Origin of the sequence: Planktothricoides raciborskii GIHE-MW2 (assembly GCF_040564635.1) — a bacterium.
GTDB lineage: Bacteria > Cyanobacteriota > Cyanobacteriia > Cyanobacteriales > Laspinemataceae > Planktothricoides > Planktothricoides raciborskii.
This window is the reverse complement of sequence record NZ_CP159837.1, coordinates 515,001-530,971: the sequence shown is the minus strand read 5'-3', so window position 1 is coordinate 530,971 and position 15,971 is coordinate 515,001. Positions and strand designations below refer to the sequence as shown.

The following is a 15,971-nucleotide window of genomic DNA, read 5'->3' as shown; positions in this document are numbered from 1 at the left end:
ATGAAAGTCACCCAGGAAAAGCTTCCCTCCAGTCAAATTGGTCTGGAAATTGAAATTCCCCCGGAATTATCCCAAGAATCTTATGAAAAGGTGATTCGGGAATTTAGTCGTTCTGCGAATATTCCGGGATTTCGGAAAGGAAAAGTCCCCCGTACTGTGTTGTTGCAACGGTTGGGCACCAGCCGCATTAAAGCAGCGGCAGTCGAAGAATTGATTCAAAATTGTCTGGAAAAAGCCATCAAGCAAGAACAAATTGAGGCGATCGGGAATTATCAACTGCGTTCCAGCTTTGACAAGCTACTTAACCAGTTTGAACCCGGGCAAGCGCTCACCTTTTCGGCATCCGTCGATGTACCCCCAGAGGTGAAAGTGAGCGATTACAAGGGCTTGGAGGTGAAGGCTGAAGAAATCCCATATAATCCAGAACAAGTCGATCAGTTTTTAGAAGAAAAACGCCAGGCAGAAGCGACTTTAATCCCAGTGGAAGGACGCGCCGTTCAATTCGGTGATGTTGCTGTGGTTGATTATGCCGGAGAGTTGGTGGCACCCCCTGAAGGGCAATCCCCAGAAATCCCAGGGGGTCAAGCAGAAAATTATCAAATAGAAATTACCCCAGGTCGATTTATTCAAGGCTTTGTGGAAGGGATCGTGGGGATGAATGTGGGAGAAACTAAGGAAATTTCTGTAGATTTCCCACCGGAATATGCCAATACAGAGTTAGCCGGAAAAGCCGCTAAATTTACCATCACCATCAAAGAACTGAAAGAAAAAGAGTTACCCGCACTGGATGATGATTTTGCCAAAGCGGTGAGCGAATTTGAGACTTTTGCGGAGTTAAGAGAATCTCTGGAAAAAGATTTTCAAGCCAGAGCAGAAGCACAAACCAGAGCCAATACCCATGCAGCCCTGAAGACTGCACTATTGGAAAAGGTGGAAGTTGAACTGCCCGAAACAATGATTTCCCAAGAAGTCGATAATGTTTTGATGCAAGCCGCCATCCAGTTGGAACGTTATGGGATGGATGTGAAACAGTTGTACACGAAAGACAATCTGCCCCAGTTGCGGGAACGTTCTCGTCCAGAGGCGATCGAAAAACTGAAATTGGTTTTAGGGCTGAAAAAAGTCATTGAGATGGAATCTCTGGAAGTCGCACCAGAGGCGGTGGAAAAGCGTATCGCTGAACTGACACCTCAATTGTCCGCAGATGTGGATCTGGAGAGATTGAAAGAATTGGTTCAGGCTGAACTGATCCAAGAAAAATCTCTCGATTTTCTGGCAGAACATGGAAAAATTGAGCTAGTCCCACCAGGAACTTTAGCTTCGGTTGCTGATGAAAGTGACCTAGAAGACTCTGAGCCTAAATCCGACCTAAACCCTGAGTCCGTCCCAGAAGAAAACTCCGAACCGACAGAATAGCCTGTGGTCAGAGCCAAACATTAGGGATGCCTGACGGAAGCGCCCTCTTAAACGTTGCGGTTCCCCGTGAGCGATCGCCTTGACTCGGTTATTGCCCTAGTTGATCCAAGAATGAGTAATTTTCTCCTGATTCCCCTCATTCTTTGGGGATCTAGGGCATAATATATATCAAGAAGACTGATGTCCGGGCAAGAAGATGTTTTTTGTTTTACAATCGGAACATCGGAACAATGGTGGCATCTCGATAGTAGAAGCTCAACCGTTTTCCCATAACCAGTGAAGCAAAACTCACAACAGGGTTATGTTCTATGGTGATCCGACCACCTAGTAACTGTCTAATCTGATCCACTGACTAAGGTTTTAAGATCCCCCGACCCGATCGCGATCGCTTTGAGGCAAAAAATAATTGCCAACTAATCTCTGACCAGGGTTATCCTATCGCCTGGATTTATTGAGCGTTATTCTATTTTGCCAACAAACTTAGAGGTTGATTACATATACTGATTTATGATTCATCAGCTTTGAGCATCCACCTGTAAAAAATACTGGTGTGACTGACTCCATCCAGCGATCGGTCTGTAACAGTGAGAATATAAAAACAGCTTTGTGTTCACTCTGAGCAGATCCAATCAATAAATGCCGGGAAAAACTCAATAGTCACCCCAGAAATTTGCTACTCTGAGATTTTAAGACTTCGATAGTTTTCAGACAAATTCTAAAAAAATTATGCTTCAATCTCAGTCCAGTCATCATCCAATTTCTAGTTCATTCTCTTTGGAAATCCACTCAAACTACCCAGAAATCGTCATGGCAACTGCCGGACTAGCAGAGCAAAATTCTGGCAGCGATCGCCAAAATTCCCTCAATTCTGGTTTACCGGCGAGAAATGTCATCCCTATGGTGGTAGAACAATCGGGTATGGGAGAGCGAGCTTTTGATCTCTACTCTCGCTTATTACGAGAACGGATTGTTTTTCTCGGTACACCTGTGGATGATAACGTCGCTGATTCCTTGGTGGCTCAACTGCTATTCTTAGAGTCAGAAGATCCCGAAAAAGACATTCAGCTTTATATCAACTCTCCGGGCGGATCCGTCACCGCAGGCATGGCGATTTATGACACCATGCAACAAATTCGACCCGATGTGGTCACGATTTGTTATGGTTTGGCCGCAAGTATGGGCGCATTTCTTTTAAGTGCTGGAACCAAGGGCAAAAGAATGTCTTTACCCAGTTCCCGAATTATGATTCATCAGCCTCTTGGCGGAGCCCAGGGACAAGCTGTGGATATTGAAATTCAAGCCAAAGAAATTTTATATCATAAAAATACATTGAATCGATTACTGGCTGAACATACCGATCAGCCTCTCGATAAGATCGCCGCCGATACGGAACGTGATTTTTTCATGTCCGCAGAAGAGGCAAAAAATTATGGTCTGATTGACCAGGTAATTTCTAAATAATTTTTCCATTGGGTCTTGCCAAACGGTGAGGATCCACGCGCACTGCAAGTAAGAGGCCGTCTATGTCTAAGTACGACTCCCATCTGAAATGTTCCTTTTGTGGTAAGTCTCAGGAGCAGGTTCGCAAATTGATTGCCGGTCCGGGAGTCTATATTTGCGATGAATGTGTAGACTTGTGTAATGAGATTTTGGATGAGGAGCTATTTGACTCCAGCGCAGCAGCCCCCCAGCCGGTTCCGCGATCGGAACCGTCACAAAAACGCCGCTCTCGCGCTACAAATCTCTCATTGAGTCAGATTCCTAAGCCCAGAGAACTGAAAAAATATCTTGACGATCACGTGATTGGTCAAGATGCCGCAAAAAAAGTATTGTCCGTGGCGGTTTATAACCACTACAAGCGCCTAAGTTTTTTACAAGCAAAGGCCAGTGGGAAAATGTCGTCGGATGATATAGTGGAACTCCATAAGTCTAATATTTTGCTAATTGGCCCAACCGGGTGTGGCAAGACTCTGTTAGCGGAAACTTTAGCCAAAATTCTCGATGTTCCTTTTGCCGTCGCCGATGCCACGACTCTGACGGAAGCCGGGTATGTGGGAGAAGATGTCGAAAATATCTTGTTGCGATTGCTCCAGGTTGCTGATCTAGATGTGGAAGAAGCACAGCGAGGCATTATCTATATCGATGAAATCGATAAAGTGGCTCGCAAAAGCGAAAATCCATCAATTACCAGAGATGTATCTGGAGAAGGGGTTCAGCAAGCATTGCTGAAAATGTTAGAAGGTACGATCGCCAATGTCCCCCCTCAAGGTGGACGCAAACACCCCTATCAAGATTGCATCCAGATCGATACCAGCAATATTCTGTTTATCTGCGGGGGTGCGTTTGTCGGTCTGGAAAAAGTGGTGGAACGTCGCATGGGTAAAAAATCTATGGGCTTTGTGCAACCGGGCGATAATAATTCCAGAGACCAACGCACCGCAGATATGATGAAAGAAGTGGAGCCAGATGACTTGGTGAAGTTTGGTATGATTCCAGAGTTTATTGGTCGAATTCCGGTGGTAGCCACTTTAGACCCCCTGGATGAAGAAGCCCTGACCAATATCTTGACTCAGCCTAAGAATGCACTGGTGAAACAGTATCAAAAGCTACTCCACATGGATAATGTGCAGTTAGAGTTTAAGCCCGATGCGATTCGGGCGATCGCACGGGAAGCATACCGGCGCAAGACTGGGGCGCGCGCTTTGCGGGGCATTGTGGAAGAATTGATGCTCGATGTGATGTATGAATTACCTTCCCGCAAGGATGTAACCCGTTGTGCTATTACTGGGGAAATGGTGGAAAAACGCTCAACCGCAGAACTGCTCCTCCATCCCTCATCCCTACCGAAACCAGAATCTGCCTAGATTCCCCTTTGTGGACAATAGATCAGAATGCTTTCCCAACCTAAAAAGTCCCCCCTTAATCCCCCTTGGATCGCGGGATTAAGGGGGGATCTAGGGGGGCTTTTTACAATTTTGCCAGAGGTCTATTCCTTTTAACAATTTAACCACGTAGTTTAGAACTTTGCCCGGACGAGTCAAAATGCCCTATATCAAAGTTCAAGGGGTCGATCATTATTATGAATGGGTGCGATCGCCCTCCTCTTCCACCTCAAAACCGATCATGGTGTTTTTGCACGGATGGGGAGGATCCGCACGTTATTGGCAAAGTACCGCCGCCGCTTTAGCCGATCGCTTTGATTGTTTACTCTACGATATGCGAGGATTTGGCCGTTCCCGGTTATCACCTGATTCCTCGGTATCGAGTACAGCCTCTTACAACAACTCAAACTATGAACTGGAAATCTATGCCGAAGACTTAAATCAGCTTTTGGATCTCCTAGAATTGCCACAGCCAATTTACATCAATGCTCATTCGATGGGGGCTTCCATTGCCACCCTATTTCTTAACCGCTATCCTCACCGAATAGAAAAAGCTATTCTAACTTGTAACGGCATTTTTGAGTACGACGAAAAAGCATTTACCGCCTTTCATAAATGGGGGGCGCAAGTAGTCAAATTTCGTCCTAGTTGGCTCAAGCAAATTCCATTAATGCATCGGCTATTTATTGCCCGATTTCTGCATCGTCCAGTTTCTGGACAGATGAGTCGAGCATTTTTAGAAGATTATTTAATGGCAGATTACGAGGCTGCCTTGGGGACAATTTTTACCTCAGTTAGTAAGAAAGCCACGGAAGTAATGCCACAAGAGTTTGCCCGCCTAAAAGTACCCGTCTTATTGGTAGCCGGAGAATACGATCAAATCATTCCAGCGGCAGGGGCTCGCAAAGCAGCAGCACTTAACCATTTAGTCCAGTATGTCGAAATTCCAGGCACGGCTCATTTTCCAATGTTGGAGGACTTTCCCACTTATATTCAACAAGTGTTAAATTTTTTGGGAATTTAACATTATTCAGCCCCAGTAGTATAGTTGTTTCAATTAAGATTAACACAATTATCTAGGGGCGCTTTTCCTTAGCGCCCCTACAATAGCCCTCGTTTAGCCCTCTTTCCCAGGTTCCAGCAGGGGAAAGCTCTTTCCAGCCGGGGAACGATTTCGTAATTGTAGCAATAATTTGTGAAATTGGTATTATTTATGGGGTTATAAGTTGCTAAGAAAAGATTAAATATAAGCTGTTTATTTGATGATTATCGCTAAACAAACCTATAAAATACCTATAAAATACCTATAATTTTTCTATGAGTTATTTCCTGAAGCCACCTTTTTTCTGTGGTTTTCTAACTCTTTTCCTGCCGATTACTAATTACTATTGTGGCAATCTACCACGCTCCTAAAGCACATAGAGAACTCAAAACCAAGGCAATCATAAAAGGATGGGGAAGTAGAGACAATTCGACTTTTTTGCCGTTGGGGAAATACCAAGGTTGGGTGATTAACCCAGAGGAGGAAGCCACGATCGCACCCGCCGCAATCCCCACCCCCACCGATTGAATCAGGTCTTGGAGTTTTTGGTTATCTTTTTCTTGTTCTTGTCTACCCTCTTTTTCGGTTTTTTCCCGGTGGCGATCGCCTTCTGTCTGGTCAATTTCCACAATGCCCCGAATCGAGGCGATCGCGGTATTAATCAAATCCGTCCCATGTTGAAAATAGCCTAAGTCCGCTTTAATTTGGCGCAGAAATAGCGGGGCGGTTTCTTGACCAAAATCCCGCAAAAAAGATAGATTTTATCCATCATATTCTATGTTAGCACAAATTTGATCAATTATCTGATTATAATTGTGAATATTTATCTCAATTGTATTGTGGAAATCCTCCATTTTTCGCAGAAATCGGGTGTAGGGTAGAGACTCGGTGGCAAAAGTTTTTAACTGGGTTTTAAACTTTTCCAGATCGTCGTCATTCGTGACTACATCGTGCGGACAATTCAGGTCTGTTTGCAACCGATCTAAGCTATTTTCAAGATTGCGATATGCTCGATCTAGGCAGTCATAAACCAAACGACTATTCTGGAAGGCTTTAATAATTTTGCTGCGATAGAGGAATAAAGCAATTAATTCCTGTTGATAGTAATTATATTGGCGATCGGCTTTTTCATCCCGGAATAGCCAAACTAAAACATGAGGATATTTATCCCGTTGAGTCGGTTTACTGTAGGCAAAAATCGGACTAGCAAATAATTCCCCTTCGCGATCGCATTGCGGGGCATATTCTCCCAAGAGACTTTGACAACATTGGTCAGCAACTCTGCGGAGATAGTCCCGATCTCGTTGTTGGGTTTTGGTAGTTAACCAAGCGGTAATTAGCAAAGTTTGCCCGACAAATTGCCCGGAAAATTCCTCAGCTTGTGGCAGACTTAAGACATGATTTGGATTCAATTGTTTTAGGGACTCTACCGGGACAGGTTCCGCAGCTTAATTTTCATCAGAATAGCCGATATTCAGCCACAGGGCATAACTATCTTTGATTTTTTGGGGTTGGGCAAATCCTTCGATACCGGGATACTTTTCGCTGGTACTGGTAAAAGATAGGGCATCTTCGGCAATTAAGTAAAGGCGATCGCTACTGGACTTATTCTTTGAATCATGGCTAAAATCTAGGTTATCTGTAATTTTTTTATCGGTAAAATTCCCAATAATCTCGTCGCCATATTCCCAAAGGGAATGAGTATGAGGCTGATTTTCGCTGCCATCAATTAGGGCATAAGCAAATACATAGACATTGGGAGCAAAAATGCGATCGGCTGTGGAGTTTGGTTGAGGATTCATATAAAATTACTATTAGTAAGAATAAAAAATGGTTTCCCTTCGTCTTCTTTGTGTCTTTGTGGTGACAAAAAATTTTTACCAGAAAGACACAAAGGACACAGAAAACACAGAATAGAATGTGAATTTAATTCTGGTTTTAATTCTGGTTTTATAGCAGTCGCCAGTCCAGTTAGGACGTAGAATAAAAGAAGTTGCCAAAATTCGAGATAAATCTACCCATGTCTAATTCTTACAGCTACGACTTACGGAAAAAGGTCATAGAGGCCATTGAAATCAACGGGATGAAGAAGAGTGAAGCCAGTAAACTGTTTGGAATTAGCCGTAATACGATCGATCTGTGGCTCAAGGGTAAAGAAGAAACTGGAGACTTCCATGCTAAGACATACAGACCCCCGGGGCATAGTCATAGCATAACGGACTGGGATAAGTTTCGAGCTTTTGTTGAAGAGAATGCGCTCATTAACCCAAGCTCATCTGGCTGAATTATGGGACGGTGAAATTAGTGAAAGAACCATCAGTAGGGGACTCAAAAAAATCGGCTTCACCCGCAAAAAAAAACTTATGGATACCGAGAGCGTTCCTTTGGAAAAACGGGCGGAGTTTGTCAAGAAGCTAGAATCAGTCAAACCATCCGATATTGTTTATGCAGATGAAGCTGGTATGGATAGTCGCGACGATTACAGCTATGGCTACAGTCTACAAGGAGAACGACTCTATGCTCTTAAGTCAGGACGACGACAAGGGCTTTTTCAATATGATTGCCGCTTTGCGTAATGGAGAATTATTGGCTCCTTTTACTGTAGAAGGAGCCTGTAATCGAAACGTATTTGAACTGTGGCTCTCAACCTGTCTGATCCCTAATTTGAAACCGGGACAGAAATTGATCATTGATCATGCAACTTTTCATAAAGGGGGACGTATTGAGCAGATGGTAGAGGAAGCTGGATGTGAAGTTTGGTATCTGCCCCCCTATTCTCCGGACTTCAATAAAATTGAACAATGTTGGTCTTGGCTCAAAAGTCGCATTCGACACCAACTTAAAAATTTTGATACCTTACGAGATGCCATAGAAAATGTTCTTCACTTAGCTTGCGTCTAGTGTCCTAACTGGACTGGCGACTGCTATAATTTCTCCTGTCGAGCATTCCCATGAATTAACCATTATCCTGAGATTGTTTAACAATTTCCTGCAACACTTTCGACAATTCCGTAAAGGGATTATCCAGGAGATTATCTACGCCTTTTACCTAAGTTTTTTTCGGCTTATTTTTTTTATTATAAACATAGACTAAATATCGAATAATGGGATTTTTTTGCACCACTATTGAATCTCTTTCGCAACCAATTCGGCATTACTTGGATCGGGTAATGAGGTAATTTTTTGGCTAAGACGGTCTAAATCTGTCTCTACGTCCGAAACTAGAAACAAATTGGGTTTATTTTCCCAAACTTGCAAAAAATTGGCGATGATTTCCTCTGATTTCATATTTTCCTTGGATGACAATTAGATGACAAATTTATCAATACTGTTATGGCATACAGAGGTTTTTAAATTAATAAACCACATTAACCGCCAATTAACCGCCAGGGAATTAATCGCCTGTCAATTAACCGCCGGGGAATTAATTCCCTGGCTAACAGCGCAAGTCGGTTAAAACCGACTAAAATTCTGTAGGGGTCAACAGCCGTTGACCCCTACCAAGCATGATTAGTCGGTTTTAACCGACTGTAGGGGTCAACTGCCGTTGACCCCTACAGTCGGGGATTTTAATCCCCGACGGGTGTGGTTTACAAGGAAGGGCAGAAAACCGCTGTAAACATATCATAATCATCATGGCTACCAATATCGATCGCAATCCATTGTCGTTGCTTTATTCTTCTATTTGTAATGATGCTAAAGCATATTTTACTGTAGCATAATTTACTGGCCAACGGCGCAAAATCCTGCCCAATAATAAGGAGATCGCCACGGAGTTTCTGTAAGTTCATGCCATCCGGTTAAATGATTACTCATTTCCTGCCGTTGTTGCTGATTAATCAACGCACAGCCATTAACCCAATTTAACAAATCCGCCACGGTTTTTGACCGCATCCACTCCTGGGTTTGCTTCAAAGCCAAAGCGACCGGGGGCTGGTTTTCTCCCAGAAGAGTTTCATAAAAGCGAATCATAAAAACCGCTGTGGATAGGTCATTCACTGCCCATAAAGTCCCCAACACATTGCGGGCACCGGCAAAGAAAAACCCCGCTAGGATACTGATATATTCATCGGTCTTAGTGCTAATATCCGTGATGCCGGTTTCGCAGGCAGACAGGGCAACCAGACGACATTGCGGCAACCGCAGATTAAAAATTTCCGGCAAAGTCAAGCATTCATCGGGGTTAAACTCACCGCGACGCGATCGAATTCGGGGCTTTTCTGGTTCCGTAACAGCGGTTTCCGGCAGTTTAGCATCTGCGAGAATCAGTCCCGAAATCCGGGGATTGGCAAACTTAAAATAGCCGTGACAAGAGAAATGGGCAAAACCCGTCTGTTTTAATTCTGCAACTGCTTGGTTGAATGCGGTTTTATTCGCCGCTTCTTGTTTTAATACCGTAGGTTGATTAAAGAAATTTTGAATTGCCTCTACTTCTATATCGGTATAATTTAAATCTTTTGTCGGGTTTTGAATCGCAAACAGAGATGCTGTTTCGACTGCCGAGGAGCGGGGGTGCGGGGGTGCGGGGGTGCGGGGGAGCAGGGGAGATATTTTTCTCCTCATCTCCTCTGCCCCTCATCCCCTTATCCCCTCTGCCGACGGCGGGCTCCTCTGCTCCTCTGCCCCTCATCCCTTAATCTCCTCTGCTCCTCATCCCCTCCTCATCCCCTCCTCATCCCCTCTGCCCCTCTGCCCCTCATCTCCTCTGCCCCGTTGCCAGGGGTCTCGAATAAAGATATCTGCAAAATCTGACGGCTGGGGGCATAGCGAATCCCTTGGGGGAAGCAGTCGCTGAGATATACGCTTTCTTCTCCCGGCTTTTTCCGAGAGGCTGGGGGAGAAACCGGCAAAGCGTGGAGGGGGAATAAATGCAGAAACCGATAGGATAATTCCTAGTATATGCAGACGGGAGACGGCTGCAAATTCAACCCAACAAAGTAACCCTTTATATGCTAAGTGCCACCTTTATGGGTAGGTTTGAGATAAAAAGAGGGTGAAAGGTAAGTTGTGCCAAAACGGATGACGCGAGTCGCCGGAGTAGGAGCCTGGTACAGCGTGTGCAGCCAGGAGCGGAGTGCCGTGAAAATGGCACGCTCCGTTCTGAATGGGAGGTAGGGAAAGTGATTTCCCTATCGACCCGTACCATTCATACAAGTTCTTTGGGCGCTACGTCCAAGTGCCCAAATAAACCTTGGAAGTTTAGCAATATAGCAGTTCGCGATGGTTTTGTGACATACAAACCTTCAGAATATCAAGTGTATAATCAATCACATCCAGTAACATAAAGAAACAGAATCAAGCAAAAAAATGGCAAAAGCTTATAGTCAGTCAATATTTACGAATTAGAGCCTTAAATTTATTAGAATAAGGCTATTCAGTCAGTCAAGTCAGTCGAATGTTATCGATTAGCCGTTGGACTATCGATGGAAAAAACAGTGGGAATTAAATGGGTAAACGCAACCGATTCAGTCAGTGCCACCGCCCCACCCATCAAAAATTACAGCCTGGGACAAATTTAAAAATTTTATTGATAACAATGAAGATAAAAGCCAAAAGGAATTAGATCAGATGTGGGGAGGACTCAGTCACAATACAATTAGTAGGAAACTAAAAAAATTGGGATATACTCGAAAAAAAACTTATGGTTATCAAGAAAGAGATGAATTAGAGAGAAAGGCATTTTTGGAAAAAATCGCCTCATCTGAACCAGAACAATTGATTTACATGGATGAAAGCGGGATTAATGCGGAATGAAATTTATAAATATGGCTGGAATTAAAAAGGATCAAGATATTATAGCAAAAAGCCTGGTAAGTGATCGAAACGTATCAGCATAATTGGGGCTTTATGTCAAAAAGAGTTTTTTGCACCAATGGTGTATCAAGGATATTGTACATCTCAGGTAATTGAGAGTTGGCTAGAAAAAGTCTTATTACCTAATCTCAAAAAAGGTCAAGTCATAATTATGGGTAATGCCCGGTTTCATCAATGAAATAAAGTCAGAGAATTAATTGAGAAGGCGGGTTGTGAATTACTATTTTTACCAAAATATTCTCCTGAATTAAATCCCATTGAGCATTGGTGGCAAAAAATCAAAAACGCGATCAAAAAAGAGCTTCCCCATTATGATTTTAATCTCCATAAGGCGAGAGATGCAGTATTTGACTATTTGTAGCAACGCCTGCGCGAACTGCTATAATTAGACAAGAGTGCAAAATTCCAAAAAGCCCCTTTTTAAGGGGAGTTGGGGGGATCGAGATCAGTATGGGCACTCTTGTCTATTATCTATGTTATAACCCCTGGAATTCAGATCCCCCATCAGTTTTACCTGAAAAAGCCGGTGTCCCCCATTTCGCCGGGTGGATTGGCCAATTTTTTTCTGGTGTTTTGTGTAAAATTTCCAGATTGCCCTGACAGATAGATGTGGGCGGTGAAGGCAAAAGATGGAAAACGGGAGGCTTTGTCCCAGCAAGGGTTTTGCGGCTTGATCCTGTGGAATAATTGTCCGGAAATGGACAATCTCGCCCCAGGGTAAATCACTTTATGCATGGACTCGATGAGCAATTACGCTTGCTGGTGGAGGAAACCTGCAAGCATCCGCCTAAAAGCCGCCAACGCAGGCGAGGTTTAAACAAAATAATTCGGTTAATTAAGAATTCCGGCAAGCTGTGGCGGGAAAATATTCCTGATTATGAGGATGCGGAGCAACAAACCTGGCTGTATTTCTCCAAAAATATTTGTGAAGCGGATACGGGGCAGAAGTATAACCCCGATCGCAGCAGTGTCACAACTTGGCTGAATGGATATCTGAAGCGACGGCTGCAAGATTGCCGCATCGAAGCCGCTGAAGAAAAAGCGACGAGGGCTTTTGGTGAGATTTCGGGGTCAGATGAAGCTATAGACCCCGTGGATACTCTTGCAGCGCCTGCCGATATTCCGCCAATAGAAGAAGAGGTGAGAACTTGGGCGGAAACAGACGCCGATGGGGAGTTGCGCCAGACTCACATTAAAAATCATCCAGAAATAACGGCGCAACTGTTAATTCTGCGGCGCTTGCCCCCAGAAACCAAGTGGGAAGAACTATCAGCAGAATTTGGGGTAAAAGTTTCGACTCTGAGTATGTTTTATCAGCGCAAGTGCCAACCTCGTTTGCGTAAATTTGGCGAATCTCAGGGATATCTATAAAAGGAGGGATAAATTATGGTTTACGCCACGCAAGATATAGAAGAACAATCTCAGCGAATGCCGGTGACTCAGGCAGCGCGACGCACAGCAGAGCAGTTTGCTTTACAGCATCCGAGTCCTGAAAAGACGGAGCGAGTCCGGTTAAATACTTTGGCGGTATGGGTGGTCAATGACTACTTGGAACTCATGGATATTCCCACAGAATTAAGTGCCGGTGATAGTTGGAATCCGGTGATGCGTCTGTGTGACGATGTAGCCGATTTAGTGGTGACTGGTTTGGGGCGTTTAGAATGCCGTTTTATTTTACCGGGAGAACAAAGTTGCACCATTCCGCCAGAGGTTTGGTTCGATCGCATTGGTTATATGGTGGTGCGAATAGAGGAATCATTTCGGGAGGCAACGTTGTTGGGATTTATGCCGCCTTCTGAGGAGCCATTGGAACGGGTGGAAGTGGCCGAGTTGCGATCGCTCGATGAGTTTTTAGATTATATCGGTCGTTTAGAGGATGGGGTCGCCTTTCTCGAAGGGGACGATCCGGTGGCAGTGCAGGTGCGCTGCTTGTTGGAAATGCGATCGCTCTCAGAGATTGTCGCCGAATTAGAGCGCATCTACCGAACTCGTGAAGAATACGAGTGGCGGTCTGCCGGTGGAGAGGTATTAGCCGGAAGTGATGCCGGTGGCGGGTTCGATCGCGAAGAAATCGACGATGGCGATGGCGAATTAGAGGACTTGGCAGAGAGTCTGTTAGAAAAATTGGCAGAAATTTGGGGAGAATCTGTGTAATTTTTTTTCAAACCCCTGACGTATATGTAACAACCCCTTGCAAAGACCGGAGATGTTACATATATGGCCAAAAAAATGCGATGGCAGGAACGGTGCCGGAAAAGAGAGCAATTGCTAGAAAAGCATGGTCCGTACTGTTGTTACTGTGGCAAGTATAGTAATTTCAAATAAGACTGATAAACTAGGAGGCGCAATAATTCCGAATAATTTCATCGATAGATGTACCAGGAGGCGCGTACATTATAGCTTTCTTTAAAGCGCTAAAATCATGCTCTATGTCATTTAAATCTGGGGAGTATTTCGGGAGAAAAACTACTTGATGTCCAGCCGCTTATACTATTTATTTAATCACTTTTTTTCGATGAATTGAGGCGTGATCCATAATTAATATTGAAGGCTGATTAAGTTCCGGCAATAAATATATAGATAACCATTGCTCAAAAACTGAAGCCTGTGTACTTCCTGTTAAAAGCATCGGGGCAATTAAGGTTTTCCCCCCTTTTTTTCTGGCGGCAATTAAGTTTACTCTCTTCCCCCTTTTTCCGGTTCTTTCACCCCAGACTTTTTTTCCTTTTTTTGCCCAGCCATAAACACAGTTAGGCTCCGCTTCAAATCCTGATTCATCAATAAACACAAGGTTTTCGCTGCCCAATTTTTTGATGAACTCTCTCAACAATCTGTAATATTTCATGCGTTCTTCTCGGTTTCTTTCTCCATAGCGAAATTCTTTTTTCTTTCGTCTAATCTTCAGTTTTTTTAAAGCGTAGTGAATGGTACTTGGCCTCACCCCGAACTTTTTCGCTCTGTCGAGCAATCTAGCTGACGGATTTTCTTAAACATCTTTTTCCAGCGCTGCCAAATCCAATTTTTGCCGTCGGGTTTTTACTTGGTGTCAAGTCTTGACGACGTAACCATCTATAAATAGTTGCGCTCCCTACTTGAAACAGCACCGAGGCTTGTTTTATGCTTCCCCCATTCTCTATGTAATCTACTACTCGTTTTCTCAAGTCGATACTATAAGCCATTTTCGTTTCCCCCTTCAGGATTTTTCTTGATTTTAGCACATCTAGCTTATTTATCACTCTTATGTGAAATTACTATACCAATTAGAAGGATCCCAATCAATCATAAATGCACTCTGATTTTCTTTTACTAGATAATATCCTGAATAATTTCCGGGACATCGAATCCTTAAATAACCGAAAAAAACAACAAAGGATACCAATATGTTTGACGAAGATTTACTTCAAACTATAATTGATCAGTCAAAAGAATGGCGAGAATTGTTCGGACTAAACTCTGAAATTCATGAAGCATTCACATTTTTAATTGATCTAGTTGAAAAATATCAAAAAAATTATTCATATGAAGTTGACCCAGATGATCCAGAAATTCCAGAACCAAAAACTAAATGATCTTTTTTCATTGCCAAATCTGGAATGGTTCAAATTCATCATTTCCCTACAACAAATTGAAGCAAGAATAATTAATTATACCGTGAATCTCTCCTCTCACGCTACTTGCTTGAATATGGTAACTGCTATATGGTGATTTTCAGCGGGTTAATTAGTAAAATCACCATAGATTTCTTTTTTTAGAAGTTTCGCGGATTGTTTTAAAATGGATAATTCACCACTATTGCTGGTTAATTCTGGTTGATTTGTCTTGATAGAGTTAACTGTTATATAAAATTCTAGTACCGCAAATGCTTGATTGAAAATTTCTGGCGGATACTTCTGCAACTTAACTCGAATTGTGTCGTTAATCAGCCCTGGTTTTAACCTACTACAGTAAGCCTGAACCCATTTTAGACAATAACACAACCATTTTACGAAAATCTCTCGATTTTCGTGTAAATTCTTCAAAGCACCAATATCAATAAGTTGCTGGCGACAGCCATAAGCCATGAATTCTGCCAACCATTCTCTGTGTTCCTTGTCCCCTAAATATTGCGCTAGAAACTGATAGCTTTTGATTCGATTTGTGATGGATTCAAATTCGCTGCTTTCAATTATTTTTTGAATTAACTTGCGTTCAGCCTCATCAAATGTTAGATGTGACCCCTCAATCAATTTCTCCAATTCCTCTCTGCTTGAAGAAACCGGGGTCATGGGATTGCTTAAAAGTTTCAGAATTTTTTGTCGGCTCGCTCCATCGGGAATGATGTTAAAAACATTAACAACATTCGCATTGAATAAGTCTCGTTCGGCATAAGAGGCACTGTCACTAACGCTAGTTTCGCGATAGTCTCTTCCAGCCTCTATTTCTCGGCTTGGTTCTTGCTGCTCCGGCATTGGGCGTGACTCCTATTTCAGCTTATCTGCTCTTAGCTTCCCTTGGTCTTTTGCCAGTCATCCAGCAGGGCCAGTACGAAAGTGGCCGCTGGGTGGTTTAGGGTTTGTTTTAGGGCTTCCGTACCTCCTACCCTAACGGCACTGAGGATGCGGTCTGCTAGGGGCATATTACTATCGATTTGTTTGATTGCTTCCTGCGCCGCCTGCATTTGTCCCGCCACTGTATTGGTAGGGTAGGTTTTGTCCAACTGCTCCAGTAGCCGCTGAATTTCGGCGGCAGCCTCGGCTAGGGTTTGTCGCTGCTCTGGGGCATAGTTGTTGATATCTCCCTCGGCATACTGTGCTTGGTCTCGAACGGTAGTTTCGTGG

15 protein-coding genes and 3 pseudogenes (1 of these 18 only partly in view) are annotated in these 15,971 nt (G+C 43.5%); 10 read left to right on the top strand and 8 right to left on the bottom strand.

What is annotated here, in order from left to right:
• From tig to ABWT76_RS02100, 4 genes are all read left to right on the top strand, one after another.
• The gene (gene tig, locus ABWT76_RS02115) at positions 1-1,416 is read left to right on the top strand and encodes a trigger factor (RefSeq protein WP_054469730.1); all 1,416 of its coding nucleotides are present in this window, start codon (positions 1-3) and stop codon (positions 1,414-1,416) included.
• 726 nt (positions 1,417-2,142) lie between these two features.
• Positions 2,143-2,877 carry an ATP-dependent Clp endopeptidase proteolytic subunit ClpP gene (gene clpP / locus ABWT76_RS02110; RefSeq protein ID WP_082349086.1) on the top strand — a complete coding sequence of 245 codons (735 nt, stop codon included), beginning with the start codon at positions 2,143-2,145 and terminating at the stop codon, positions 2,875-2,877.
• A gap of 62 nt (positions 2,878-2,939) precedes the next feature.
• Positions 2,940-4,280 (top strand): ATP-dependent protease ATP-binding subunit ClpX, encoded by a 1,341-nt coding sequence (clpX, locus tag ABWT76_RS02105; RefSeq protein ID WP_054469732.1) that lies wholly within the window; start codon positions 2,940-2,942, stop codon positions 4,278-4,280.
• 178 nt (positions 4,281-4,458) lie between these two features.
• Positions 4,459-5,322: an alpha/beta fold hydrolase gene (locus ABWT76_RS02100; protein ID WP_054469733.1), complete on the top strand. Its 864-nt coding sequence runs from the start codon at positions 4,459-4,461 to the stop codon at positions 5,320-5,322.
• Positions 5,323-5,696: 374 nt separating this feature from the next.
• Here ABWT76_RS02100 and ABWT76_RS02095 read toward each other — a convergent pair whose 3' ends face one another.
• The 3 genes from ABWT76_RS02095 to ABWT76_RS02085 are packed head-to-tail and all read right to left on the bottom strand — an operon-like array spanning position 5,697 to position 7,142.
• A complete protein-coding gene (locus ABWT76_RS02095; RefSeq protein ID WP_354635574.1) occupies positions 5,697-6,089 on the bottom strand; it encodes a hypothetical protein in 393 nt (130 codons plus the stop codon).
• A gap of 12 nt (positions 6,090-6,101) precedes the next feature.
• A complete protein-coding gene (locus ABWT76_RS02090; RefSeq protein WP_354635573.1) occupies positions 6,102-6,752 on the bottom strand; it encodes a hypothetical protein in 651 nt (216 codons plus the stop codon).
• Positions 6,753-6,788: 36 nt separating this feature from the next.
• Positions 6,789-7,142, bottom strand: a complete 354-nt coding sequence (locus tag ABWT76_RS02085; protein ID WP_354635572.1) for a hypothetical protein — start codon at positions 7,140-7,142, stop codon at positions 6,789-6,791.
• Between the two features lie 218 nt (positions 7,143-7,360).
• Between ABWT76_RS02085 and ABWT76_RS02080 the strand changes: the two are divergent.
• Positions 7,361-8,241: pseudogene (locus ABWT76_RS02080) on the top strand (IS630 family transposase).
• A gap of 222 nt (positions 8,242-8,463) precedes the next feature.
• On the opposite strand, the gene ABWT76_RS02075 reads toward ABWT76_RS02080, so the two are convergent.
• Together ABWT76_RS02075 and ABWT76_RS02070 are read right to left on the bottom strand one after the other, a co-directional pair.
• The gene (locus ABWT76_RS02075) at positions 8,464-8,628 is read right to left on the bottom strand and encodes a hypothetical protein (protein ID WP_156332122.1); all 165 of its coding nucleotides are present in this window, start codon (positions 8,626-8,628) and stop codon (positions 8,464-8,466) included.
• Positions 8,629-9,063: 435 nt separating this feature from the next.
• Positions 9,064-9,903 (bottom strand): CHAT domain-containing protein, encoded by an 840-nt coding sequence (locus tag ABWT76_RS02070; protein ID WP_054470200.1) that lies wholly within the window; start codon positions 9,901-9,903, stop codon positions 9,064-9,066.
• A gap of 1,053 nt (positions 9,904-10,956) precedes the next feature.
• On the opposite strand from ABWT76_RS02070, the gene ABWT76_RS02065 reads away from it, so the two are divergent.
• From ABWT76_RS02065 to ABWT76_RS02050, 4 genes and pseudogenes are all read left to right on the top strand, one after another.
• Positions 10,957-11,094, top strand: a complete 138-nt coding sequence (locus tag ABWT76_RS02065) for a hypothetical protein (RefSeq protein ID WP_156332123.1) — start codon at positions 10,957-10,959, stop codon at positions 11,092-11,094.
• A gap of 73 nt (positions 11,095-11,167) precedes the next feature.
• Positions 11,168-11,515 (top strand): annotated as a pseudogene (locus ABWT76_RS02060) (transposase).
• Positions 11,516-11,883: 368 nt separating this feature from the next.
• Complete coding sequence (locus ABWT76_RS02055; RefSeq protein ID WP_354635571.1) at positions 11,884-12,525, top strand: sigma-70 family RNA polymerase sigma factor; 642 nt, start codon at positions 11,884-11,886, stop codon at positions 12,523-12,525.
• 15 nt (positions 12,526-12,540) lie between these two features.
• Positions 12,541-13,308: a DUF1822 family protein gene (locus ABWT76_RS02050; RefSeq protein WP_354635570.1), complete on the top strand. Its 768-nt coding sequence runs from the start codon at positions 12,541-12,543 to the stop codon at positions 13,306-13,308.
• A gap of 181 nt (positions 13,309-13,489) precedes the next feature.
• Here ABWT76_RS02050 and ABWT76_RS02045 read toward each other — a convergent pair.
• Positions 13,490-14,333: pseudogene (locus ABWT76_RS02045) on the bottom strand (IS630 family transposase).
• A 201-nt stretch (positions 14,334-14,534) separates the two neighbouring features.
• Here ABWT76_RS02045 and ABWT76_RS02040 point away from each other — a divergent pair.
• Positions 14,535-14,723, top strand: a complete 189-nt coding sequence (locus ABWT76_RS02040) for a hypothetical protein (protein ID WP_354635569.1) — start codon at positions 14,535-14,537, stop codon at positions 14,721-14,723.
• A 147-nt stretch (positions 14,724-14,870) separates the two neighbouring features.
• On the opposite strand, the gene ABWT76_RS02035 is transcribed toward ABWT76_RS02040, so the two are convergent.
• Positions 14,871-15,602 carry a hypothetical protein gene (locus ABWT76_RS02035; RefSeq protein ID WP_354635568.1) on the bottom strand — a complete coding sequence of 244 codons (732 nt, stop codon included), beginning with the start codon at positions 15,600-15,602 and terminating at the stop codon, positions 14,871-14,873.
• A 32-nt stretch (positions 15,603-15,634) separates the two neighbouring features.
• Positions 15,635-15,971, bottom strand: partial view of a hypothetical protein gene (locus ABWT76_RS02030; protein WP_354635567.1) — the 3' portion only. The gene runs 35 nt beyond the window's last position; 337 of the gene's 372 nt are visible here — the last part of the coding sequence; its start codon lies off the right edge, out of view; the stop codon is at positions 15,635-15,637.